The 356-nt window shown below is 64.6% G+C and carries 1 protein-coding gene; it reads left to right on the forward strand.

The annotated features are described in order from the left end of the window. Positions 1 to 356: ABC transporter permease (locus PUR56_RS31295; protein WP_443034597.1), on the forward strand; the 356-nt coding region annotated here is incomplete at both ends.

Genomic DNA, 356 nt, shown 5'->3' on the forward strand with positions numbered 1-356 from the left:
GCCATCGGCGTCGGCATCCTCGTCGGCATCCTCAACGGCCTGATCATCGTCTACGGCCGCGTCAACCCCACCATCGCCACCCTCGCCGGCCTCGCCGCCTACAAGGGCCTCGCCCAACTCCTCTCCGACGGCCGCGCCCATGGCTACGTCATCATGGACGTGTTCTTCTTCTTCCTGGGCAGCGGCAAGATCGCCGGCCTCACCGTCATGGTCTGGTTCCTCATCCTCACCGCCGTCGCCGTCCACATCCTCCTCAAATACACCGACATCGGCCGCAACCTCTACGCCATCGGCGGCAACGACACCGCCGCCCGCCTCGCCGGCATCAACATCAACAAATACCTCATCGCCGTCTA

Origin of the sequence: Streptomyces sp. BE303 (genome assembly GCF_036290945.1) — a bacterium.
Lineage (GTDB): Bacteria > Actinomycetota > Actinomycetes > Streptomycetales > Streptomycetaceae > Kitasatospora.